17 protein-coding genes and 1 pseudogene are annotated in these 23,413 nt (G+C 73.7%); 13 read left to right on the forward strand and 5 right to left on the reverse strand.

The window, feature by feature from the left end; translation table 11 throughout:
- Nucleotides 1-127: 127 nt before the first annotated feature.
- The gene (locus V5F49_RS08725) at nt 128-2,773 is read left to right on the forward strand and encodes a fused MFS/spermidine synthase (RefSeq protein WP_394118194.1); all 2,646 of its coding nucleotides are present in this window, start codon (nt 128-130) and stop codon (nt 2,771-2,773) included.
- Between the two features lie 52 nt (nt 2,774-2,825).
- On the opposite strand, the pseudogene V5F49_RS08730 reads toward V5F49_RS08725, so the two are convergent.
- Nucleotides 2,826-3,122 (reverse strand): annotated as a pseudogene (locus V5F49_RS08730) (copper resistance protein CopC); the annotation flags it as partial.
- A gap of 8 nt (nt 3,123-3,130) precedes the next feature.
- Nucleotides 3,131-3,751 carry a TIGR02466 family protein gene (locus V5F49_RS08735; RefSeq protein WP_394118195.1) on the reverse strand — a complete coding sequence of 207 codons (621 nt, stop codon included), beginning with the start codon at nt 3,749-3,751 and terminating at the stop codon, nt 3,131-3,133.
- A 322-nt stretch (nt 3,752-4,073) separates the two neighbouring features.
- Between V5F49_RS08735 and V5F49_RS08740 the strand changes: the two genes are divergently transcribed.
- On the forward strand, nt 4,074-6,590 hold the full coding sequence (locus tag V5F49_RS08740; protein WP_394118196.1) for an alpha/beta hydrolase: 2,517 nt from the start codon (nt 4,074-4,076) through the stop codon (nt 6,588-6,590).
- A gap of 8 nt (nt 6,591-6,598) precedes the next feature.
- Complete coding sequence (locus V5F49_RS08745) at nt 6,599-7,459, forward strand: alpha/beta fold hydrolase (RefSeq protein WP_394118197.1); 861 nt, start codon at nt 6,599-6,601, stop codon at nt 7,457-7,459.
- A gap of 3 nt (nt 7,460-7,462) precedes the next feature.
- Here V5F49_RS08745 and V5F49_RS08750 read toward each other — a convergent pair whose 3' ends face one another.
- The 3 genes from V5F49_RS08750 to gspD form a co-directional block, all read right to left on the reverse strand.
- On the reverse strand, nt 7,463-8,023 hold the full coding sequence (locus V5F49_RS08750) for a tetratricopeptide repeat protein (protein ID WP_394118198.1): 561 nt from the start codon (nt 8,021-8,023) through the stop codon (nt 7,463-7,465).
- The gene (locus V5F49_RS08755; RefSeq protein ID WP_394118199.1) at nt 8,020-8,796 is read right to left on the reverse strand and encodes a prepilin peptidase; all 777 of its coding nucleotides are present in this window, start codon (nt 8,794-8,796) and stop codon (nt 8,020-8,022) included. The genes V5F49_RS08750 and V5F49_RS08755 overlap by 4 nt, the downstream gene beginning before the upstream one ends.
- A gap of 275 nt (nt 8,797-9,071) precedes the next feature.
- Nucleotides 9,072-11,330: a type II secretion system secretin GspD gene (gspD, locus tag V5F49_RS08760; protein ID WP_394118200.1), complete on the reverse strand. Its 2,259-nt coding sequence runs from the start codon at nt 11,328-11,330 to the stop codon at nt 9,072-9,074.
- Between the two features lie 470 nt (nt 11,331-11,800).
- Here gspD and V5F49_RS08765 point away from each other — a divergent pair, with 470 nt between their 5' ends.
- The 10 genes from V5F49_RS08765 (at nt 11,801) to V5F49_RS08810 (ending at nt 23,078) form a co-directional block, all read left to right on the forward strand.
- Nucleotides 11,801-13,474 (forward strand): GspE/PulE family protein, encoded by a 1,674-nt coding sequence (locus V5F49_RS08765; RefSeq protein WP_394118201.1) that lies wholly within the window; start codon nt 11,801-11,803, stop codon nt 13,472-13,474.
- Nucleotides 13,475-13,479: 5 nt separating this feature from the next.
- The gene (locus V5F49_RS08770; protein ID WP_394118202.1) at nt 13,480-14,694 is read left to right on the forward strand and encodes a type II secretion system F family protein; all 1,215 of its coding nucleotides are present in this window, start codon (nt 13,480-13,482) and stop codon (nt 14,692-14,694) included.
- Between the two features lie 5 nt (nt 14,695-14,699).
- Entirely contained in the window at nt 14,700-15,176 is a 477-nt protein-coding gene (gene gspG / locus V5F49_RS08775) for a type II secretion system major pseudopilin GspG (protein ID WP_394118203.1), read from the forward strand.
- A gap of 53 nt (nt 15,177-15,229) precedes the next feature.
- Complete coding sequence (locus V5F49_RS08780; RefSeq protein WP_509210782.1) at nt 15,230-15,649, forward strand: type II secretion system protein GspH; 420 nt, start codon at nt 15,230-15,232, stop codon at nt 15,647-15,649.
- Nucleotides 15,627-16,067 carry a prepilin-type N-terminal cleavage/methylation domain-containing protein gene (locus V5F49_RS08785; RefSeq protein WP_394118205.1) on the forward strand — a complete coding sequence of 147 codons (441 nt, stop codon included), beginning with the start codon at nt 15,627-15,629 and terminating at the stop codon, nt 16,065-16,067. Before V5F49_RS08780 ends, V5F49_RS08785 begins: the two co-directional genes overlap by 23 nt.
- A gap of 812 nt (nt 16,068-16,879) precedes the next feature.
- Nucleotides 16,880-18,007, forward strand: coding sequence for a PulJ/GspJ family protein (locus V5F49_RS08790; RefSeq protein ID WP_394118206.1), 1,128 nt, complete (start codon nt 16,880-16,882; stop codon nt 18,005-18,007).
- A gap of 1,235 nt (nt 18,008-19,242) precedes the next feature.
- Nucleotides 19,243-20,079 (forward strand): type II secretion system minor pseudopilin, encoded by an 837-nt coding sequence (locus V5F49_RS08795; protein ID WP_394118207.1) that lies wholly within the window; start codon nt 19,243-19,245, stop codon nt 20,077-20,079.
- Nucleotides 20,076-21,146 (forward strand): PilN domain-containing protein, encoded by a 1,071-nt coding sequence (locus V5F49_RS08800; RefSeq protein ID WP_394118208.1) that lies wholly within the window; start codon nt 20,076-20,078, stop codon nt 21,144-21,146. The genes V5F49_RS08795 and V5F49_RS08800 overlap by 4 nt, the downstream gene beginning before the upstream one ends.
- A gap of 700 nt (nt 21,147-21,846) precedes the next feature.
- Complete coding sequence (gspM, locus tag V5F49_RS08805) at nt 21,847-22,398, forward strand: type II secretion system protein GspM (protein ID WP_394118209.1); 552 nt, start codon at nt 21,847-21,849, stop codon at nt 22,396-22,398.
- Nucleotides 22,395-23,078 (forward strand): hypothetical protein, encoded by a 684-nt coding sequence (locus tag V5F49_RS08810; protein WP_394118210.1) that lies wholly within the window; start codon nt 22,395-22,397, stop codon nt 23,076-23,078. Before gspM ends, V5F49_RS08810 begins: the two co-directional genes overlap by 4 nt.
- Nucleotides 23,079-23,413: the final 335 nt, after the last annotated feature.

Genomic DNA, 23,413 nt, shown 5'->3' on the forward strand with positions numbered 1-23,413 from the left:
TCGGGCCATCCCCGTCTTCGCACCAACCACGCCGGGGGCCCGTGCGGCCTCCGGCTCTTTCCGTTTCAGGGGTTCGCCGCCGGGCGGGCCGCCCGGGCCTGTCCCAGGGCTCCTCCAGGGTTCCACCATGTCCCACGCCAGCGCGGCCCCGGCCGTCACGCCCCTGCGCGGTGCCGTCGGCGCCATCACCGCCATCGCCGCCCTCTCCGGTTTCGCCGGCCTCGGCTACGAGATCGTCTGGACCCGCATGCTGGCGGTGGCGCTGGGCCACGAGATCGTCGCCGTGCTCGGGGTCATCTGCGCCCTGTTCGCCGGCCTCGCCCTCGGCAGCCTTCTCTTCGGCCGGCGCATCGCCGCCAGCGCCCGGCCAGCCGTCTGGTATGCGGCGCTGGAGGGTGTGATCGGCCTGTGGGCGCTCGCCCTCATTCCGCTGGCGCCGCTTGCGGCCCAGCTGGTGCCGGCCCTCGTCCCGGTGGATGCGGATGCCGGCCGGCAATGGATGGTGGCATTCGCGCTGCCGTTCATCCTGCTGCTGCCGGCGACGCTGGCCATGGGCGCGACCCTGCCGGCGCTGGAAGCGGTTCTGGCGCCGGCCATGGCGGACCGCGCGGCCGTGGGGCGGGTCTATGCCGCCAACACGGCGGGCGCTGTCGCCGGCACGCTTGCCACCGCCTTCCTGCTGGTGCCGGCGCTCGGCCTGTCGCTGACGCTCGCCGCCTGCGCCGCGCTCAACTTCGCCTGCGCGGCGCTGATGCTGGCCGCAAGGCCGGCCCCCGGCCGGGCCGTCGTCGCCGCGCGTTCGACCACCGGCCGCGCCGGCGCGCGCCTGCTGGCCGTGCTGTTCCTCACCGGCCTGCTCGGCATCGGCTACGAGGTGCTGACCGTGCGGGTGCTGGGGCAGATCCTCGAGAACACCATCTACACCTTCGCCTTGCTGCTGGCGGCCTATCTCGCCGGCACCGCCGCGGGTGCCATGCTGCGCAATCGCATCGCGGCGCGCGTGCCGGGCGCCCGGCTGGCGACGCCGCTGGCAATCGCCACCGCGCTCGCCTGCCTTGCCGGCGCGACGCTGCTGGGGCTTTCCGACGCTCTCCTCGCAGGCTTGCGCAATCTGCTGCCGGCGACGCTCGAAGGCCGGCTTGCCGCAGAGCTCGGCGTCGCCGCCGCCGCCTTCCTGCCACCCACCATCGCCATGGGCGCGCTGTTCACCGAGCTGGCGCAGGAGGCGAGCGACCGCGCCGGCGGGGTCGGGCCCGCACTGGCCGCCAACACGCTGGGCGCGGCGCTGGCACCCATCCTGTTCGGCCCGGTGCTGCTGCCGCTGGTGGGGGCGAAGCTGGCCTTCATCGTCGTCGGCCTCGGCTACCTGCTGGTGCTGCCGGACCTGCGCCGCCGCGCGCTTGCCGGAGCCGCCATCGTCGGCGCCGCCGCGCTGGGGCTGGTGCTGGCCCCGGTCTCGCTGCGCTTCGTCCGCATCCCGCCCGGCGGCGAGATGGTGTGGCACCGCGACGGCGTGATGGCGGCGGTGAGCGTGGTGCGCAACGCCGCCGGCGACCAGTACCTGCAGGTGAACAACCATTTCCGCATGGGCGGCACCGCGTCCGAGCGATCGGACCACCGGCAGGCGCACATTCCGCTGCTGCTGCATCCTGGGCCCCACAGCGCGCTGTTCCTCGGCCTCGGCACCGGAGCGACCCTGTCAGCGGCAGGCGATCATCCCGGCCTCGCGGCGGAAGGCGTGGAGCTGGTGCCGGAAGTGGTGGAGACCTTCCCCCTGTTCGCCCGCTCGGCGCCGCAGCTCGGGCGCAACGCCGACATCACGGTGCATGCGGCCGACGCCCGGCGCTTCGTGCGCGCGGCGGACCGGCGCTACGACGTGATCGTCGCCGACCTCTACCACCCGTCCGTGGACGGCTCGGGCGCGCTCTACGCGCTGGAGCATTTCGAGGCGATCCGCGACCGGCTGGCGCCGGACGGGCTGTTCTGCCAGTGGCTGCCGCTGCACCAGCTGGACATGGACACCCTGAAGGTGATCGTGCGCACGTTCCTCGCCACCTTCCCGGATGCCAGCGCCTATCTCGCGCAGTTCAGCGTGGAGACGCCACTCATCGCGCTGGTGGGCCGGGCCGCGCCCGCGCGCTACCCGGCCGACTGGGCGCGCCGCCGCGTCGCGACGAGCCCGGCCGCCGCGCGTCTCGCCACGCTCGATCTGGCCGGGGACATGGCGCTGCCGGGTCTCTTCCTCGGCGGCACCGACGCGCTCGCCGCCTTCGCCGGGGCCGGGCCGATCAACACCGAGGACCGGCCGATCGTCACCGCGCTCGCCCCCCGCCTCGCCTATGCGGGCACGCAGGCGCCCGCAGAGCGGCTTATGGCGCTGCTCGCGGCGCTCGCGCCCCGCCCCTCCGACCTGCTCGCCGCCTCCGGCGATGCCGACGCCGATGTCCGGGCCGGCCAGCGCCTTGCCGCCTACTGGGCCGCGCGCGACGGCTATCTCGCGCTCGGCGCCCGCGCGCTGCGGATGCAGGGGCCGCGCAATGTGGCTGCGGACCTGGCGCCGAGGCTGGTGGAGCTGGTGCGCACCAGCCCGGATTTCGAGCCGGCCTACCTGCCGGTGATCGCCATGGCGCGGCAGATGGCGGTCAGCGACCCGGCTGGGGCGCGCCGGCTCCTAGAAGCGCTCGATAGGGCGAACCCGGCCCGACCCGAGGCGCGGCGCCTTCTTGCGGCGCTTCCGCCGGCATCGGCGGCGCCCCCTCCGCCGCAACGGTGAACGGGATGGAGCCGCCGTCCGCATGGAAATGCCGGCGCAGATAGCCATTCCATTCAATGAGATAGCGGCCGGGCGGCAGCGGGCGGGTGATGCGGAACCGGGTGCTGCGCACCTCGCCGGCCGGGGCCCAGTCCGTGGTCCAGACCGAGCTGTCGGCGAGGCTGACCACGCGCACGTCGCGCAGATCGAACTCGTCGGTGAAATCGATGCTCACCGAGGGTTCCGCCTCGGTCAGCACGGCATTGGCGTTGGGCACGGACTGGTCGAACGCGCACTGCGCGGCGGCAGGGACTGTCGTGAGCAGGCCGGCGACAAGGGCGATGGCCGGAAGCATCTGGTACATCGTCATGTTTTCCCTCACGCGAAGCGGATGGCGTAGCCGAAATTGTCGAGCCGGTCGGGCACGGCGTTGAAGGCGATGGAAACACGCCGCTCGCCCCGGTTCACCGGCACCTCGTGCAGCAGGTAGCTGGGAAACAGCACCAGATCGCCCGCCTGCGTCTGCGGCATGGCCCACTTGCCGCCGTTGAAGGCGTTGATGCGGGCGTTCGGATTGCTGTTGCCGAAGATGAAGCCGTTTCCGCCCAGCGCCTTGTGGAACACGATGTTGGCGGAGGGGTGCGCGGCGGTCAGGTAGAGCACGCCGGAGATGAAGCTGTTGGCATGGGTGTGGATGGCCTGGTGCCCGCCGGGATCGAGCACGTTGATCCAGATCTCCTTGACCTGCCACGCCAGCGCCTCGCCGAACAGCACCTCCCCGAACGCCGCCACGTGGGGGGCGACGAGCGGGGCGATGCGAGCGTGGAGCGGGTCCTGCCCGGCGCCGCCGACGGGGGTGTGGGCGAGGCGGTCGGAATAGGCGTTGGCGAGGGAGGTCGCGGCCTCGGCCTCCTGCGCCAGCGGCGCCGCCGCCTCGGGGGAGAGCACCCCCTCGACGCGCATCACGGGGGTGGGAAACAGGCCGATGATCTGGCTCATGAACGGGTCGCCGGGTCGCAGGAATGCACTGCCGGCTTTTTCCCCGCCGCTGGTGACCGGCGCATGACGCCGGAACGGGCTGCGGGGGCCGGAATGCCGCCGCCGCATGATACCGCAGCGCAACATGCTGGCAGGACGCGCCATTATGCCGCCCTGCGAAGCCGGCTCATCAGCCGGCCGGCGCCGGTCGTTCAACCCGGCCGTGAATTTTACGCAGTGGCAAACCCGGCCCAAGGCCGGGTTCCAGCTTCCCATCGCGCCCGGTCCGTGATGTTCTTCCGCCACCGGCGCTCCGGCCGAAGATCGGCGCCCAGGAGGAAACATGAGACACGCCCTCGCGCTCGCCACCGGGCTCGCGCTCCTCGCCCTGCCGCTTGCGGCGGGGGCCCAGACCGCGCCCGCCAAGACCGCCGCCTCCGCGCCGATCACCGCCTCATGCTCCCAGGAGCGGCTCTGCAACCTCAAGAAGTTCTACGACATCAAGAACTTCCGTATCGGTGGCACGTATGACCTCGCCGCCCCCGACAAGTGGGCCTTCGGCGGCGAGGGCGGCACCACGCTGGAATCCCTCGGCGCCGCCCCGCTGAAGACCGCCTACATCGAGCTCGGCACCCCGGTGCGCAACGCCGCCGGGGAGATCACTAATGCGGTGATCGTGAATTCCTTCTATTCCGGCGACGCCACCGACATGTACGCCCAATGGGTGGAGGGCACGGCCCTGTCCGGCGGCTCGGTGATCGGCCCGGGCAAGGCCATCGACACCAACCAATATTACGTGGTGCTGGTGGATGCGCTCGGCCTGTGGGGCACCTCCAAGCCCTCGGACGGGCTGGGGCAGAAGTTCCCGCAATACAGCTACCAGGACATGGTGCAGGCCAACTATCGCCTGCTGCGCGACCATCTGAAGGTGTCGCGCGCCGCGCTCATCACCGGCGCCTCCATGGGCGCCACCCAGACCTATGTCTGGGGCGTGATGCACCCGGATTTCATGAACGGCCTGATGCCGGTGGGGGGCACCAGCCAGTCGGACGGCGGCGACCCGGTGGGCAACTGGACCTTCCAGCTCATGTCCGCCGCCATCGAGAGCGATCCGCAGTGGCGCGCCACCGGCGGCAACTACTACAACCTGCCCAAGGACAAGCACCCCAACCAGGGCGTCGCCTTCGGCTGGTCGGTGCTGCTGATGACCGGCTTCGACTTCCAGTTCCGCTCGCAGCAGGACTGGGCCAAGGTGCAGCCGGACATCTTCTACTGGAACCCGCCCACCCCGCAGGCCGGCGCCGCGGTCAACAAGCGCGCGCTGCTGTTCGACGCGGTGGACCTCTTGTGGCGCAACCGCGCCGGCGAGACCTACAACATCAACGACCAGCTCGGCCGCATCAAGGCGCGCACGCTGGTGATGCACATCGAGAACGACCAGTGGCTCACCTTCGACCGCGCCAAGCGCACGGTGGAGAAGGTGCCTGGCGCCGACTTCGTGCACGAGAAGAGCCCGGTGGCGCACTATGGCGTGTTCTCCATCCTGAAGAACCGCGAGTTCGACCCGACCGTGGCGGCCTTCCTCTCGGACGTCTCCCGCCGCACCCGCAGCCAGGAGCTGGTGGCCAAGACCTACCGCACGCCTTCGGTCGCGGCCAGCATCACGCCGGACAAGTCGTTCTGGAACAGCTTCGTCACCTATCCGTTCCCGGTGAAGAAGACCAAGGCCAAGGACTCACGCGGGGTGGAGTGGGACATCGGCTACATGGATGAATACGCCGGCACGGCGAAGGACCCGGACGTGCTGGTCATCATCCACGGCAAGGGCGCGTTCGGTGGCCACTACGGCAACATCATGCGCATCGCGCTGGAGCGCGGATTGCGGGTGATCGCGGTGGACCTGCCGCACTACGGCATGTCGGGCCCCGGCAACCTCGACAAGAGCCCCGCCCGCACCATGCAGGAGATGCGCGACGTGGTGCACGAGGTGGTGGTGAACCAGCTCAAGGTGCCGAAGGCGGCCTATCTCGGCCATTCCATGGGCGGCCAGATCGTGCTGGGCTATGCCCTCACCTGGCCCGATGCCGTGTCGAAGCTGATCCTGGAGGCGCCCGCCGGGCTCGAGGAATATCCGCGCGAGGTCACGGTTGCCCCCGGCAAGAAGCTCGACCTGTTCGACCCCGCCTATGCCCACGATTTCGACGCCTGGAAGAAGACCTGGGACCAGACCGGACTGCGCGAGCGGGAAAAGAACCTGACCGCCCAGCAGATCGACGATTTCTTCCACTTCCGCGCCCGCGATCCGGTGACCGGCAAGACCTCGCCGCAGCGTAACGGCTACTTCCTGCGCGACAGCGAGTATGCGCGCCTGCACACCGACCAGCGCATCGGCATGATCAAGGGTGACCCGCGCGAGCTGCAGCAGTGGGTGGACGTGTTCATCTTCGACATCTACGCCATGGTGGCGGAGCTGCAGGAGAAGGACCCGAACAGCCTCTACAAGCGGCTCACGGACATCAAGATCCCGATCTTCCTCGCCTTCGGCGACAAGGAGCCGTTCATCCCCGGCTATGCCTTCAACGGACTGAACGACCTCTCGCGGGAGCTCATCCTGCCCTTCATGCGCCGCATGAACGCGGCCGGACGCGACGTGCAGCTGAAGGTCTATCCCGGCACCGCCCACTTCATCCACACCGACGAGCCGGTGGCGTTCGCCGAGGATGTGGTGGACTTCGTGGAGACCGGCCGCGTGCCCACGGGATCGCCGGCCACGGTGGACCGTCTGATCCACGGCGCTCCGGCCGCCGCCGGCGCCGCCGAGGCCACGACCGCCGCCGCGCCCACCGGGCTCAACAAATAGGAGCGGCCATGCCCTTGCTGAAGGTGGGCGAGGTCAACCTCGCCTGGCGCGAATGGGGAGAGGGCGACACCGTCGTCCTCTTCATCCACGGCAACCTCGCCTCCAAGGACTGGATCGAGCGCGCCGCCCCGCACTTCCCGCGCGGGGTGCGCACCATCGCCGTGGACTGGCGCGGCTGCGGCGACAGCGAGAAGCCGGCCCCCCTGCCGGACTTCTCCAATTATTCCATCGCCCAGCACGCCGACGACATGCTGGCGGCGCTGGACGCCCTCGGCGTCTCGTTCTGCCATCTCGCCACCCATTCCACCGGCGGCATCATCTCCACCCGCATGCTGCTGAAGCAGCCGGAACGGTTCGGCCGGGTGTTCTCGCTCTCGCCGGTGGGGCCGCAGGGCCTCGCCTTCACGGCGGAGAACATCGCCCTGTTCGGCAAGATGAAGGCGAGCCGGGACTTCACCCGCTACGTCATGGCGCTTACCGCCCCCACGCTGTTCGAGCCGGAAAGCCTCGCCTCCGGCCCGCCCCGCTTCCGCCCGGACGTGGGGGCCGGCGCCGGCCTGTTCGACCGCATCGTCGAGCAGGTGTGCTCCGTCTCCGACGGCATCTGGTTCGGCACTCCGGACACGCTGACGAAGGAGGCGCAGAGCGGCGCGCTGAAGGCGCAGATGGAGCACATCCGCCATCCCCACCTCGTGGTCTGGGGCATGCTGGACACCATCATCAAGGAGCCGACCCTCACGGAGATGGCGGCGGTGATGCCGGACTGCCGCTTCGTGGCGGTGCCGGGGGTCGGCCATTGCATGAACATCGAGGCGCCGGAGCTCTACGCCGGCTATTTCGGCGCCTGGTTCGGCGGCCTCTCCTTCTGAGCCTCAGCGCACCGGCAGGGGCGGCGCCGGCACCCATTCCAGCGCCAGCCGCTGCGCCACCGCCAGCTGCGCCGGGCTCATCTTGGACGCCACCGCATCGCGCACGCGGGTGTAGACGTCGCGCTCGTGGCGGGCGGCGCGGGCGGCGGCGAGGATCAGCCATTTCTGCGAATAGATGACGTCCTTCGGCACACCGTGGCCCTTGTCGTAGGCGAGGCCGAGCAGGTATTGCGCCGTCGCCTCGCCCTGGTCGGCGGCGCTGGCGTACCAGTTGGCGGCGGCCACATAGCTCTGCGGCACGCCGCGCCCGTATTCATAGAGGAAGCCCAGCAGCCCCTGCGCCTTGGCATCGCCGGCGAAGGCGAGGGGCTCCAGCAGCGCGGCGGCGGCCTGATAGTCGCCCCGCGCATAGAGAGCATAGGCGCCGGTGGCGTCGCGCTGCCCGGCATGGCCGGGGAGCGGCCCGAAAGCGAGCGCGAGGGCAAGGCCGGCCGCCGCCATCGCCCTCCGGCCGGCGCGCGGCGCCTTCATGCCGCCCGGACAGGTCATGCGCGTCCCCTTCATCCCAGCCCTCCCGAGAGCCAGCGGTCGAGCAGCCAGCCGATCCAGATGGCCGGCGCGAGGAAGAGGCCGAACGGCAGGCGCGCCGACGGGCGGCGCCCGCCCCACGCCGGGAGCCGGCGCCGCGCCCGCCCCGGCAGCAGCAGCGCGAGGCCATGGGCGACCAGCGCCGAGACGGCGGCGATCTCCACCGCGATCGGGATCGTCTCCACCTCCAGCCACACCCCGGCGACGGCGGCGAGCTTGACGTCGCCGAGCCCCAGCCCCTCGCGCCCGCGCACCGCCGCGAAGCCGGCGCGCAGGGCGAGGAACACGGCGGCGAGCGCCATGCCCCGCACCGCCGCTCCGCCCATGCCGGCGAGAGCGCCCGGCAGGGTGAGCGCGGCGAGGTCGAGGGCGGCGGGCGCCAGCGCCGCATGGGCGAGCCCGAGCACGAGCCCGGCAGCATTCAGCCCGTCGGGGATCAGGAAGCGCCGCGCATCGATGACGGCGATGGCGGCAAGGACGGGGACGAGCGCCGCCGCCAGCATTCCGTCCAGTCCCGGCGCTGCCGCAAGGCTCGCCCCCATGGCCGCGAGGCAGAGGGCGCCGAGCGCCGCACCTTCGACAGTGCCTGCGACGCCCCATGCCCGGGCCACGGCCGTGCCGGAAGCGGAGACGCCGCGCGGCAGGCCCGGCCGCGACAGCAGGGAGCCGGGCTGCGGACGCGACCGGAGCGGGACGGCGGCAGGATCGTCCGGCTCATCGGCCGCCGCCGGAATGGTTTCCCACGGCACGCGGGCCACCCGGCCATTGCGGCCGGAGCCCCCTTCGGATGCCGGCAACGCGGCAGCGGATCCCTCCACCCCACGCACTCCGGCGCCCGGCGCCTCCGGCGCACACGAGACGGCGGAGCCTGCGCACCCCGGCGCCGCGTCCCGGGCCAGCACCGGCAGTGCGGCATCGGGACCGGCGATCCCGCGGCCGCCGGGGCACGGCTGTTCCAAGGGGGACCACCCGGCGCGCCCGTCCACCGCTCGGGGCGCGGCAGGGCGTCGCTCGCGTGCCGCGTTCATCGGTTCAGCACCGGCGCCTGCGGGCCGCCGGGCAGCGTGCCGACGGTGCCGCGCAGCTTGGCGCGCAGCTCCTCGGCCACCGCGTGGGCGTCCACGTTGTCACGGATGATCTGCGGACGGATGAAGATGATGAGCTCGGTGCGCTTCACCGAGCCGTTGGTGTGGGCGAAGGCATCGCCGAGGCCCGGGATCTGGTCCAGCACCGGCACGCCCTGCCGCACGCCGCTGTGGCGCTCGCTGATGAGGCCGGCGAGCAGCACCGTCTGGCCGCTGGTGACGGCGATGGTGCTCTTCACCTTGCGCTGGGAGACGGTGGGCGTGAGCGTGGTGGTGGCGCCGCCGGAGGCCCCCGCCGCGCCGCCCGTGGTCTCGGAGGGGGCGACGTTGCTGATCTCCTGCTCGATGTCGAGCCGCACCTGCCCGTTCACGTTCACCCGCGGCACCACGTGCAGGATGATGCCGGTGTTCTTGTATTCGATGGTGTTCACGACCGTGTTGGAGGAGGTGAGCACAGTGGCGCTGCCGGTGGAGACCGGCACCTCGTCGCCCACCTGGAGGGTGGCGCGCTGGTTGTCCACAACGACGACGGAGGGGTTGGACAGGACCTTCACGTCGGTCACCGTGTGCAGGGCATCGAGGATGGCGCGGGGCTGGTTCTCCCGGCCCACCAGCAGGTTGAAGCCGGGCAGCACGCGGTTGATGGCCTGGTTGGTGATCTCGCCCGAGAGCGTGTTCAGCGCCGAGCCGTTGTTGCGGCCGAGGCCGAGGTCCTTGGAGGTGAGATAGAACTGCACGCCATAGGCGAGCGCGTCGTTCAGCGTCACCTCGGCCACCGTGGCCTCGATGGCCACCTGCATCTGCGGCTGGTCGAGCTGGAGCAGGGTGCGCTCGATGATGCGGTAGTTCTCCTGGCTGGCGAAGATGAGCAGGGAGTTGTTCACGGCATCGGCGGTGATGCGCACGCCGGGGAGCGCGCCCGAACCGCCACCCCCGCCGCCGCCCGCTGTGGCCGCGCCCTCTTCCCCTGCCGCCGGCTTCGGCCCGGAGCCGTCCTTCTGGCTCTGCGGCTGGATGCCGAGCCGCTGCTGCACCGAGAGCCCGCCGCCGCCGGACGGCGCCCCCTCACCCCCGCCGGCCGAGACCGAGGCGCCGGCCCCCGGCGCGATCTGGCTCGCCGCCTGGTCGAGACCGGATGCGCTGCCGCCCACGAACAGCTCGTTCAGCACCTTCGCCGTCTGCCGCGCCTCGCCGTAGCGCAGGCGGTAGACCCTGACGCCCACCGTGGTGTCGGCGCGGTCGAGCCGGCTGATCCAGGTGGAGGCGGTCTGCAGCAGCTCGGGCTTCTTCGCCACCACGAGGATGGAGTTGAGCCGGTTGATGGCCTGGAACTTGACCAGCTTGTGGCTGAGCCCGCCCTCGCCCGAATCCATCAGGCTCTCCAGCTCGGAGACCAGCGGCTCCGGCGCGCTGTTGCGCACCGGATAGATGCCCACGGACTGGCCGCGCATCCAGTCGGCGTCGAAGGACAGCGCGGTGGAGATGGCCGCCTGCCGCTCGGCGGCGGTGCCCTGGATCAGCAGCAGGTTGCGGCCGGGGTCGGCGCGCACCACGCCGGGCTTGGTGGCGAAGCTGTCGAGCAGCGGCATCAGCGCCTCGGCCGAGACGTAGCGCAGCGGCACCACCGAGAGGCCGTACCCGGGCTCGGGCCGCGAGGTGCCCACATCGGTGCCGCCGCCGGCGGCTTCCGAGAGGGGCACCAGCCGATAGCCGGCCGGATCGCGCATCATCGCGATGTTGTTGGCCTTGAGCGCCGATTCCAGCACGTAGAGCAGCTCGGTCTTCGGCACCGGACGGGCGGAGGCGAGGCTGATCGTGCCCTGCAGGCGCGGATCGATCACATAGCCGATGCCCAGAATGTCCCCCAGCACCACCTTGGCGACGGTGGTGACCGGCGTGTTCTCGAAATTCAGGTCGTAGCCGTCCGCCCCGCCGCTGGTGGAGACGCGGCCGGCCACGCCCACCTCGGTGCGATCCGAGACCGCGCTGGCGGAGCTGGAGCCGAAATATTCCACCGCGCGGCGATCATCCGGCAGGTCCTGCGGGCCGCCGCCGGGCTTGTTCTGGCGCGGCAGGAGATCGAGCGAGCGCACCTGGTCGAGCACGGTGGGCGGGCGCGTGTCGTCCGGCACGAACGAGCAGGCCGACGCCAGAATGGCCAGAACGAGCGCCAGCGCGCCCGGCAGCAGGACGCGCATCAAAGCACGATTGCCCGGTCGGGGGCCGAACCGGTTTGGCCGATCAATGCGCACAATCCACCCGATGCCTCTGCAACCTACAGCCGTTCGAGGTGGACGCCCCGATATGACGACGGTAAATCTCTAGTATCGAGCGCATATGACAGAAATATTAGGGTCACCTGTGCTTCCGGCGCATCACTTTTGCAATCAATAGCTTCCCGCAGGGTGTAGCAGGACTGTCATGAAGCTGCCGTGAAACTTTCATCGCCGAAGCCGATGATGCGGCCCTCCCGGCCCGCCATGCGGGCGCGGTGCGTATTTTCACGACCACGAGCAGCGTGTCGCGGCGCGTCCCGTGGCGTTGAGCCGGGCTCGACAGGGCCGGGCTCGATGGGGCCGGGCTCGATGGGGCCGGGCTCGGCGGCGGCCGCGCGGGCGGATCGGGTGTGAAGCCGACCGTGCTTTCGGGGAATGCAGGGACACGGGGCATGACGGCCGACGCCGCCGGCGACTTCATCAGCTTTCTGGCGCGCGGCGGCCACGCGCTCCCGGCGGACGCCACCCCCTTGGCCGGGACATCGCCCTCCCTGCGCCGCCTGTGGGAGCAGAGCGAGCTCCCCGCCGGCGATTTCGCCGACGCGGTGGCCACCTTCTTCCGCCTGCCGCGCATCGCTCTGCCGGAGCTGATGGCGGCGCCTTCCCTGGCGCGGCACTTCTCCCCCCGCTTCCTGCGCGAGGTCACGGTCCTGCCCTATCGCGGCGGCGACGGCGCGGCGCGCCTCGCGGTGGCGGACCCCACCGACGCTTCCGTGCTGCGGGCTGCGGAGATCACGCTGGGCGAGCCCGTGGGCCTCGCCGTCGCCTCGTTCGAGGACATCGCCACCGCCCTCGCCGACCGCCTCGGCCGCGACGAGGCGCCGCCCGGCGAGCCCTCGGCCGGCACGCCCGCCCGCGCCGAGGACGACATCGACAGCCTGCGCGACCTCGCCAGCGGAGCGCCCGTGGTGCGGGCGGTGAACGACCTGATCGAGAAGGCCATGGAGCTGCGCGCCAGCGACATCCATGTGGGCCCGTTCCGCTCCGGCATCGAGGTGCGCATGCGGGTGGACGGCCTGCTGCGCCCGGTCACCCCGCCGGCGGACGTGCTGCCGCAGGCCATCATCTCGCGCATCAAGATCCTCGCCGGCCTCGACATCGCCGAGCGCCGCCTGCCGCAGGACGGCGCCGCCCGCCTCAAGCTCGGGCGCGGCGAGATCGACGTGCGCGTCGCCATCATGCCCATGCAGCACGGCGAGGCGGCGGTGATCCGCCTGCTGCCGCGCGACCGGGGCCTGCTGTCCATGGACCGCCTCGGCCTCGCCGCCCACGACCGGGAGACGCTGACGCGGCTGATGGCCCTGCCTCACGGCATGGTGGTGGTGACCGGCCCCACCGGCAGCGGCAAGACCACCACCCTCGCCACCATCCTCTCGGCGCTGAACGAGCCCACCCGCAAGATCCTCACCATCGAGGACCCGGTGGAGTACGAGATCCGCGGCATCTACCAGTCGCAGGTGAAGCCGGCCATCGGGCTCACCTTCGCCACCGCCCTGCGCGCCTTCCTGCGCCACGACCCGGACGTCATCATGGTGGGCGAGGTGCGCGATCCCGAGACGGCGCACATCGCCGTCCACGCCGCCCTCACCGGCCATCTGGTGCTCACCACCCTCCACACCGACACGGCCGCCGCCTCGGTGCCGCGCCTGCTCGACCTCGGGGTGGAGGGCTTCCTGCTCAAGTCCACCCTGCGGGCGGTGGTGGCCCAGCGCCTCGTGCGCCAGCTGTGCGAGCGCTGCCGGCGCCCGCGCACGCTCTCCGCCCGCGACATTACCGACGACCCGCGCTTTTCTGCCCTCGGCCTCGCGCCGGGCGAGACGGTGCACGAGCCCGGCGGCTGCGAGCGCTGCGGCGGGGTGGGCTATCGCGGGCGGGTGGGGGTGTTCGAGATCCTCACCCTCACCGACGAGATCCGCGAGATGATCGACCGCCACGCCGGCGCGGCGGCGGTGGACCGCGCCGCCATCGCCGGCGGCATGACCACCATGCTGGACGACGGCATCGCCAAGTGCCGGGCTGGCATCACCTCCCCGGCCGAGGTGCTGCGCGTGACGACGGTGCGCTGACCGCCATGGCCACCTTCACCTACAAGGCCCTCACCCAGGCCGGCCAGATGGTGAGCGGGCAGATCGCCGCGCCGAGCGAGGCGGAGGTGCGCCAGCGCATCGAGTTCCTCGGCCTCGTGCCGGTGGAGACCATGCGGGCGCGCGAGGCCGCCCCGGGGGGCCGCTTCGGCCTGCTGCCGGGGCGCGGGCCGCGCGCGGCGGACGTCACCCTCTTCACCCGCGACCTCGCCTTGCTGCTGCGCGCCGGCGCGCGGCTCGACGAGGCGCTGGAGCTGCTCGCCGGCGACGCCGATCTCGGGCGGATGCGGCCCGCCGTCGCGCGCATCCGCGCCGACATCCTCTCCGGCCACAGCCTCGCCGAGGCGCTGGCGGCGCAGCCGAAGCTGTTTCCCCCGGTCTATGTGGCGCTGGTGCGGGTGGGCGAGGCCTCCGGCACGGTGGACCGCATCCTCGAGCTGCTCGCCGAGGAGCGAATGCGGGCCGAGCAGCTGCGCCGCAAGCTGCTGGAGGCGCTGCAATATCCCGCCTTCATCCTGATCGGCGCGGGCGGTGTTCTGGTGTTCTTCCTGCTGTTCGTGCTGCCGCAATTCTCCGGCGTGCTGCGCGACATGGGGGCCAAGCTCGACCCGGCCGTGGAGCTGCTGCTCGACCTCTCCGACCTGCTTCAGGCCCACGCCGGCATGGTGGCTGCGGGCGCCGCGCTGGTGCCGGTGCTGGGCTATGCGGTGCTGCGGCGGCCGGCGGCGCGCGCCGGCCTCCTCGCCACCCTCGCCCGCCTGCCGCTGGTGCGCACGGTGCTGCAGTTCCGCCGCTCGGCGGTGTTCTGCCGCAACCTCTCCATCCTGCTCGGCAACGGCGTCACGCTCAGCGCGGCGCTGCGCATCATCGTCGAGGTGATGGCCTCCGGCGACGATGCCTCGGTGTGGGCCGTCGCCTCGGACAAGGTGCGCCAAGGCGGGCGCCTCTCCGAGGCCTTCGCCGCCGGCGAGGCGCTGCCGCCCATGGCGGTGCGCATGCTGCGCCTCGGCGAGGAGACCGGCCAGCTCGCCATGCTCTCCGGCCGCATCGCCGATTTCTACGAGGAGAAGCTGCAGCGCGCCCTCGCCCGCGTGGTCGCGATCATCGGGCCGCTCGCCATCGTCACCATCAGCGTCGTCGTCGGCGGGCTGATCGTTTCCGTCATGACCGCGCTTTTGTCGGTCAGCCAAAGCATCGGGTGAACAGCGTGAACACTGGTCTCGCCGCGGGCCCCGCCCGCTCCGCCGCCCTCCGCCGCCGCAACCGCCGTCGCGCGCAAGCCGGCTACACGCTGGTGGAGCTGCTGGTGGTCATCACCATCATCGGCCTCATCGTCGCGCTGGTGGGCCCGCGCGTGCTCAACTATCTCGGCGACTCGAAGGTGAAGACGGCGCGCATCCAGATCCAGGGCTTCTCCAGCGCCCTCGACCTGTTCTACCTCGACACCGGGCGCTATCCCTCCACCGCCGAGGGGCTGAACGCGCTGGTCCAGCGCACCGCCGGCGCGGGCACCTGGAACGGCCCCTACCTGAAGGGCGGCACCCTGCCGCTCGACCCCTGGGGCAAGGCCTACATCTATCGCGCCCCCGGCGAGCACGGGCCCTACGACATCGTCTCGCGCGGGTCGGACGGGCAGGAAGGCGGCACCGGCACCGCCGCCGACATCACGAGCTGGGCGCGGTGAGGCGCGAGCGCGGCACGCTCCGCGCACGGGCGGCGGGCTTCAGCCTGCTGGAGATGGTGTGCGCGCTCGCCATCGTGGCGGCGCTGGCGGCGCTGGCGCTGCCGCGCCTGCCGCTCGCCACATCCCGCTCGCAACTGGAGGCCCGCGCGGTGGAGCTCGCCGCGCTGCTGAAGGCCGATCGCGCCGCCGCCCTGCGCCGGGCCGTGCCGGTGGCGACCGAGCTCGACGCCCCGTCCGGCCGCATCCGTTCCGGCGCCGGCGGGCGGGCGCTGCGGATGCCGTCCGACGTGCGGATGGAGACGGTCCTGCCGCAGCTCTGCAACGGCGCACCCGCCGGGGGACGCATCGCCTTCCTGCCCTCCGGCATGTCGTGCGGCGGGGTGGTTCGGCTGACGCGCGGCGGCACCGGCTACGAGGTGCGGGTGAACTGGCTGACGGGAGGGGTGGAGATTGTCCCGCGCCGCGCCTCCTGAGCCTGCCTTCCGGCCGGTCGCTCCGCGCCATGCGCTCCGACGGCGCGGGCGCGCCGGCTTCACCCTGATCGAGGTGCTGGTGGCGCTCGCCGTCGCCGCCATCATCCTTGCCGCCGTCGCAAGGCTGACGGGGGCCAACGTGCGCGCGGCCCGGGCGCTGGAGGAGCGCACCGGCCTCCTGCAGACCGCGGCCGCGGTGGAGACCGGCATCCCGCCCCGCGCCGAGCTGCGCCCCGGCCGCACCGACGGCGCCATCGGCGAGCTGCGCTGGCGCATGGATGTGCGCCCGATGGAGGTGGCGGGCGTGCCCGAGGGCGGAAAGTGGGCCGCACGCGACGTGCTGATCCGCGTGCGCGCGCCCTCCGGAGCGCTGGTGCTGCTGGAGACCGTGCGCCTCGTGCCGGTGGTGGCGCAATGACCCCGGCGCGGACGGCCTCCCCCGGCCACCTCCCGGCCCGCCCGATGCCGCCGCACATCGTGCCGGCGGAGACACCGGCGCTCGCCCGCCGCGCCGGCATGGCCCGCCTGCCGGCTGGGTCGTGCGGGCTTTGGCCGCGCTGGCTCCGGTGGCGCGCGGCATGGAGCCTCGCCCGGAGGCGTACCGGCCGCGGCGTGTTCGATGCGAGGGGCGTGGTGAGCCTCCCCCGCCTCGCCCTGTCCACCCTCGGTTCGGCCGCCGGAAGCAAGCGCCCATTGGCGGAGAGAGCGCTCGGGGAAAGCCGCTCAAGCTCCTCAGATGCGCGCACCGCCATGTCACCGGCCCCGGCGCCCGGTCTCGCCGACGGGCGGTGCGTGGCATCTCCCGACGGACGGACGCTGCCATTCGCCGGCACATCGAACCTCGTCGAGGTGCCGACACTCCTCCGCCTCTCCCTGTCCGCCCTCGGTTCGGCCGCCGAACGCATGCGCCCATTGGCGGTCGAAGGCGGATCGCCGGCCGCGGGCGCGCTCGCGGCGCGAGGCCCAAACTCCTCAGGTGCGCGCGCCACCATGTCCGTGGCCCCACCCCGCAGCCTCGCCGACGGGTGGTGCGCGGTAGCCGAGAACGTCCTGACGCCTCCATGTGTGGAGGGTTCATGCCTCGTCCCGGCGCCGGCGCTCCCCCGCCTCGTCCGCTTCCCCATCGGTTCGGTCATGGACCGCAAGCGACCATTGGCGGCCGAAGGCACCTCGCCGGCGGAAGGCCCATTTGGGGAGAGCCGCTCAAGCTCCTCGGAAGTGGGCTCCACCATGTCCGTGGCCCCACCCCGCAGCCTCGCCGATGGGCGGCGCGCGGTGGCCGAGAACGTCCTGACGCCTCCATTCGTGGAGCGTTCATGCCTCGTCGCGGCACCGGCGCTCCCCCGCCTCGTGCGCTTCCCCATCGGTTCGGCCATGGACCGCAAGCGACCATTGGCGGCCGAAGGCACGTCGCCGGCGGAAGGCCCATTTGGGGAGAGCCGCTCAAGCTCCTCGGAAGTGGGCTCCATCATGTCATTGCCCCCACCCCGCAGCCTCGCCGACGGGTGGTGCGCGGTGGCCGAGAGCGGCCTGACGCCTCCATGCGTGGGGCGCTCATGCCTCGTCCCGGCGCCGGCGCTCCCCCGCCTCGTGCGCCCCACCCTCGCCCGGCGCCCATCCCCGGGGCTCTCCCGCCGGCCGCACGGGCCCGGCCGCGCGGGCAGGCGGCGGCGAGCCATCGCCGGCTTCAGCCTGGTGGAGGTGCTGGTGGCGCTGACGCTCACCGGGCTCGTCCTCTCGGCCATCGCCATGGTGACGGCCCGCTGGCTGCCGGGCTGGCAGCGCGGGCTGTCACGCGTGCAGAATGCCGACCTGCTGGGGCTGGCGCTGGACCGCGCGACCGCCGACATCGCCGCCGCCGAGTTCGTGCCCGCTGGCCGCGAGACGCGCCGCCCCCTCTTCACCGGCACGGCGGAGGCCATCATTTTCGTGCGCACCGCGCTCGGCCCCACCGCCCGGCCGGGTCTGGAGGTGGTGCGCCTTGCCCCCCTCGCCGGCACCGGCCTCGCACGCGCCGCGGCGCCTTTCGTCCCGCGCGACGCCCGCGACGGGCTGCCGACGTTCGGCGCGCCCGTGCCTGTGCTGGACGCCGCCTATGGCGCCACCTTCTCGTTCGCCGGCCGCGACGGCGTGTGGCGCGACAGCTGGACCAACGCCGAGGCCTTGCCCCGCGCGGTGCGCATCGTCGTCCGCGATGCCCGGACCGGGCGGACGCTCGGGGCTTCGACCGCCGTCGCCATCCGCGCCGAGCTGCCCGCCCCCTGCGTCGGCGATGAAACCCGCCCGCTGTGCGGCCGCCCCGCCACCGGCGCCGCCAGCGCCGCCGCCGAACCCGCCGCGCCGGAGGCCCCGCAATGAGGGAACCGGCCCTGACCAGCCCTGTCCGGATGTTCCCGCGCCGGACCTTCCCGCGCTCGTTGCTTCGCCGCCCGGCCATGGCCGCCGCCCGCCCGGCCGCACGCTGCCGCGTCGGCACGCCGGATTGCGCACCGCGCCCCGCCATCCCCGCTGCCCCGACAAACCCGCGCCACCGGCACCCGGCCGGCGTCACCCGGTCCCAGGACGCACGACACGCCTCCGACCGCGATCCGCCCCGCTGCCCGCATCCCGGCGGCAGGCCCCGGCGAGCCCCGGCGGCAGCACTATCCGGCACGCCATCGCGTGCCCCGGCGGCCGCACCATCCGGCCTCCGGGCTCGGGCAACGCACCACCTCCGGACAATGCACACAGCCACTGCGCCAGCGCTCCCCGCCATCTGGCGCGCCGACGCCCGGCACCGCCGCCCCGGCTCCACCCCCCTGCGCCCCGTCGCGCCGTTCGCAATGTGCTGCCCAGCCCGCCCGTTCAGCGAGCCGAAGCCGCCTGCCGGCGTCCCGGCTTGGCGCCCCTGTCCTGCCGGCACCCCATCGCGTGCCCCGGCGGCCGCACCATCCGCTCCCCGGGCTCGCGCAACGCGCCACCTCCGGACAATGCACACCGCCACCGCGCCTGCGCTCCCCGCCATCTGGCGCGCCGACGCCCGGCACCTCCACCCCGGCTCCGCCTCCCCCCGCCCCGTCGCGCCGTTCGCACGACCGCTCGCCCTTCACGCCGCGGACCACCCGGAAGGCGCGCCGGGACAGTACGGTTCGATGGCCCAGCCAATGCTCCCTGCCCCTCCGGTGACCCGACCACCCGCAAGCTGCCCTCCCGCCTGCCCGTTCGGCGCGCCGGCGCGCCGCCCCGGCCGCCCGGTCTCACCGCCGGCCGTCCGTCACACCCCAGCCCGCCCAGGCGAAGAGCCGACGCATCGCGCCTCAACGGCCCGTCATGCGACATCAAAGCCCCGACGCGCCGGCGCCTTGGCCGACCGCTCCGGCCGAGCCTCCGCACGCGTCGCCGCGCCGAGCGCGCTGGCGTGCGCGGCTTTCATCCCCGACAGCGCGCCGACACAGCGCGCCATGACGGCCCCGCCAGCGCTCGCCGACCCATCGCACGCCAACGCCCCGCACCTTGCGGGACGCGCGGCCCCTGGCCCGGGCCGGGGGCCGGGGCACGGGCCGGCGCGACGCCCTGCACGCATCCAGGCGCGACGCGGGGCGGAAGCGGGCTTCGTGCTGGTGGCGGTGTTGTGGATCCTCGGGGCGCTGGCGGCATTCGCGGGGGTGTTCTCCGGCTGGCTCTCGTCCACGGCGGCGGGGGCGGCGGTGCGGGAGGAAACGCTGGCCGCGCGCGGACTTGCGACGGCGGCCGTGGAGCTCGCCGCCCTGCGCCTCGTCTCCGAGCCGCGCGAGCGGCGTCCGACCCACGGCGCGCTCGCCTTCCGCATGGGCCGCGCCGAGGTGACCGCCACGTTCCGCGACGAGGCGGCGCGCATCGACCTCAACGCCGCCCCGGGCGAGCTGCTGGCGGGCCTGTTCGGCGCGCTGGGCGCCAGCGAGCAGGCGGCGCGCGAGCAGGCCGAGCGCATCCTCGCCTTCCGGTCCCCGGCGAGCGGGCCGGCGGAGGCGCGGGAGGCCGATCTCTACCGGCAAAGCGGGCTCGGCTACACCCCGCGCGGCGGCGCCTTCGTGCATGTGGAGGAGATCTGGCGCGTCACCGGCCTGCCGCCGGCGCTGGTGGCGCGCGCGCTGCCACATCTCACCGTCTTCTCCGGCCGCGCCGAGGTGAACGTGGACGAGGCCGACCCCGTGGTTCAGGCCGCCGCGCGCGCCGCCGCCCCCACCGTCGAGGGCGGGGCGCCGCCGCCGCGGCTCGCCGTGCCGGCGGGCGATGCCCAGAGGATCGCCGTGCGCATCCGCTTCGACAGCGGCCGCAGCCAGGCGGCAGAGGCGGTGATCCTGCTGCGGGATTTCGGCGACGCGCCCTACCGGGTGCTGTCCTGGCGCGAGGGAGCGGACTTCGCCTTGCCCCCGCCATCCGAGGCCCCGACGCGGGGAGGCCGGCCATGAGCGCGGCACAGCACGGCGCCGGGGCCTCCCTGCCGACCCGCGCGCTCGACGCCTTCTCGGTGTTCATGGACACGGTGGCGACCCTCGTTGCCGAGACCATGGGCCGCCTGTCCCGCGCGCCGATGCTGGAGATCCGCGAAGGCGCCGACGGCCGCCTCGCCATGGCGGGGATGCCGCCGTTCCGGCTCGATGCGGGGGGCCCGCCGCCGGACGTGGCGTCCGCCATCGCCGGGCGCACGGTGGAGCTGGTGCTCGATCCCGGCCGCTTCGTGTTCCGCACGCTGGAGCTGCCACGCGGCGCCACCGCCTTTCTCGACGGCATCGTGCGGGCGCAGATCGACCGCCTCACGCCGTGGAGCGCGCAGGATGCCGCCTTCGGCTGGGCCGCGCCGGAGCCGGCGGCGGAGGAGCGCATCGCCCTTCTGGTTGCCGCCACCGCCCGCGCCCGACTTGCCGGGCCGGTCGCGGCGCTGCGCGCGCTGGGCGCGCGTTCGGTGCGCGTCTCGACCCTGCCGCCGGGGCCGGAGGAAGGCGCCGGGCGTATCCGCGTGCTCGACGACGCGGCAGCGGCGCCCGCCGGCACGGCCCGCATCCGGCAGGGGCTGCTCGGCGGGCTCGCCGGCGCTGCGGTGCTTGCCACTCTCGCCCTGTTCGCGGGGGAGATCGCCGGCGCCCGGCTCGACGCCGGGCGGGAGGAGATCGAGGCGCAGATCGCCGCCCGCCGCCGGGTGCTCGCCGCCGGTCGCGAGGGCCAGGGGCGGGAGGGCGCCGCCGTGCGGGCGCTGGAGCAGCGCAAGCGCGAGGTGCCCTCCGGGGTTCTGGTGCTGGAGGCGCTTTCCCGCGTCCTGCCGGACGATACCTTCCTGAGCGAGATGCAGATGGACGCCGACCGGGTGCAGATCACCGGCGTCTCGGCGGATGCGCCTGCCCTCATCGGCCTGCTGGAACGCTCGCGGGCCTTCAGCGAGGCGACCTTCGTCGCGCCGACCACCCGCCAGCCGGGGGAAAGCGGCGAGCGATTCCACATCGAGGCTCGCATCGCGCTGCCCATGGAGGTCCTGCCGTGATGGCGCCCTTCCTCTCCCGGCGCGCTTCGCCGCGGCCTGTCCGGTCGGGTCCGGCGCGGGTGCTCGGGCGCGGAGCCCCAGCCCCTTGCCGACGGCAGGACGGCACGTCGGCGCCGCGGACACTGGCGCGGCGCCGGCTTGGCCGCCGACACGCCCTCGATATCCGGCCGGCTCGTCCCGGTCGCCGAATCCGCCGGGCGCCGGGGCACCTCAGCCCCTCCCCCGCCTCCAGCGTCGCACCGGGGGCCGGCTTCCGCCCCGTTTGCGGCTGCCCGGTGCCGGGGCACGCATCGGGACAAGCGACGCGCCCGCCGGCGCGTGGTGGCGAGCGTGGGGAGCAGAGACTGCGGGCGACGGCGGGAGCGGCTCCACCTCGGGCGCCCCATCGCAGTCCTGATGCCGGGAAGGGGCCCGCATTATGCCGGCGCGGTCGCGCGCGGGATGACGCGGTTCCCCGAGGCGGCGCCGGAAGGGGCACGGCCGGCGCGCAACGGTGTGCGGCCGCCGGGCCCTGCAGCGGCGCGGCGGCGGCCTCTGCCCGGGGCTGGCAGAACCGGGGCACCGGGCGGAACGCGGCCCCGCTGTCGGGTCCGGTGCGCCATCGGCGCCGGGCGGTTCCCGCGCCCTCCGGCAGCTGCCGAGCGTCCCGGGCGATGTCCGGAGCGGTCACGCCCGGAGCGGTCATGCGCGGAGCGAGGCCATGAGACCGGCTGTATCCTTCCCCCCGCGCGGGCCGATGCTGGCGGGGCTCGCCTATGCGGGGCTCGTCGTGCTCCTGCTGGCGATCGCGGCCGGGACGGTAGGCGATCTCATGGCGCGCGGAGCTGCCGTGGCGGAGGCGCAGGCGCTGCTGGACCGGCTGGAAGGCCGGGCGCCGCCACGCCCGGGGGAGGCCGCCGGCGCCGGCTGGACCGGATCGCCGCTTCTCGAAGGGCCGAGCGTGACGGTGGCCGGCGCCGCGCTGATGCAGCGCGTCTCCGCCGCGGTGGCGCGGTTCGGCGGGCAGATCACCTCCTCGCGGCTGGAGGTGCAGAACACGCCCTACGGCCCCGGCTTCATCGCCGTGGGGGTGAGCCTCGACATGGCCCAGACGGACCTGCAGAAGCTGCTGTACGATCTGGAGGCGGGCCTGCCCTTCCTGTTCGTGGACCAATTGGTGGTGCAGGCGCCGGGAAGCGGCGTCGCCCCCGCCGGCGGCGATCGGGTGCAGGCGACGCTGACGGTGTACGGCCAATGGCAGGGGGCACGATGAGGCATCCATACCTCCGCCGGGGCACCACCCGGTGCGTTGCGCTGGCCCTGGCGCTCCAGCTGGCGGCGCCCTGGGCTGCGCCGGCCGCCCGTGCCGGCGAGGCCGATCCGCCGCCACCGGCCGTTGAGATCCGTGCGACCGGACCGGGCGACGGCGCCGCCCCGGAGCCGGCGCGCAGCGACACGCGCCGGCCCGCGAACCCGCTTTGGGCGATCGCGATCGAGACCCTCTCCGCCACCCGGGATCGTCCGCTGTTCTCCCCGTCGCGGCGTCCGTCCGCAGCGCCCGAGGCGCCGCCCCCGCCGCCCGCGCCCGTGGCCGTGGCGGCGCCGGCGCAGCCGCGCTTCTCGCTGGTGGGCACGGTGGTGGGCACCGCTGACCGCTACGGCATCTTCCTCGATCCCGCGAGCGGCTCGGTGGTGCGGCTGCGGCCCGGCGAGGCGCATGAGGGCTGGGTGCTGCGCTCGGTGGGGATGCGCGACGTGCTGCTGCAGAACGGGCGCGCCTCGGCCGTGCTGGCCCTGCCGGCGCGCGAGGGCAGCGCCGGCGCCATCGCCACCCGCGGGCCGGACGGGCGCTCCCGCGCCGACCTGCCCCCGACAGCCCGCCCCGCCGCCGGCAGCATCGTCGCCCCCCGCCGCCCCCAGCCGGCCCCGGCAGACCTCGATTCGAGCCACTGAGGACGCGGGCGGCGCCGGAACCGGCTGCTGGCTGTGCCTCCGGAACGCCACGGCACCGGCCGGCCGTCCGCCCGGGCCGCATCCGCGCGCCCGGCCCATGCCGGTCGATGCCGCTCCCCCGTCTCCCGAAACCGCACCACCGCGCCGCCGCGCAGGACTTCCGGCGGTGCCGGCCTCGACCTGCCCAGCCGACCTCCGACAGGCCGGCGTCGGGTGGAGCTTCATGAACCCGCGAAGCGGCGGCCCGAGGCCCGGAAGATCCAGAGGCGCGTTGCCGCCGGCGCGACCGGGCTTGGGACCTCGGACCCGAACGGGCGGGGGCCAGCCCCCAGACA

Origin of the sequence: Xanthobacter lutulentifluminis, from assembly GCF_043194675.2 — a bacterium.
Taxonomy (GTDB): domain Bacteria; phylum Pseudomonadota; class Alphaproteobacteria; order Rhizobiales; family Xanthobacteraceae; genus Xanthobacter.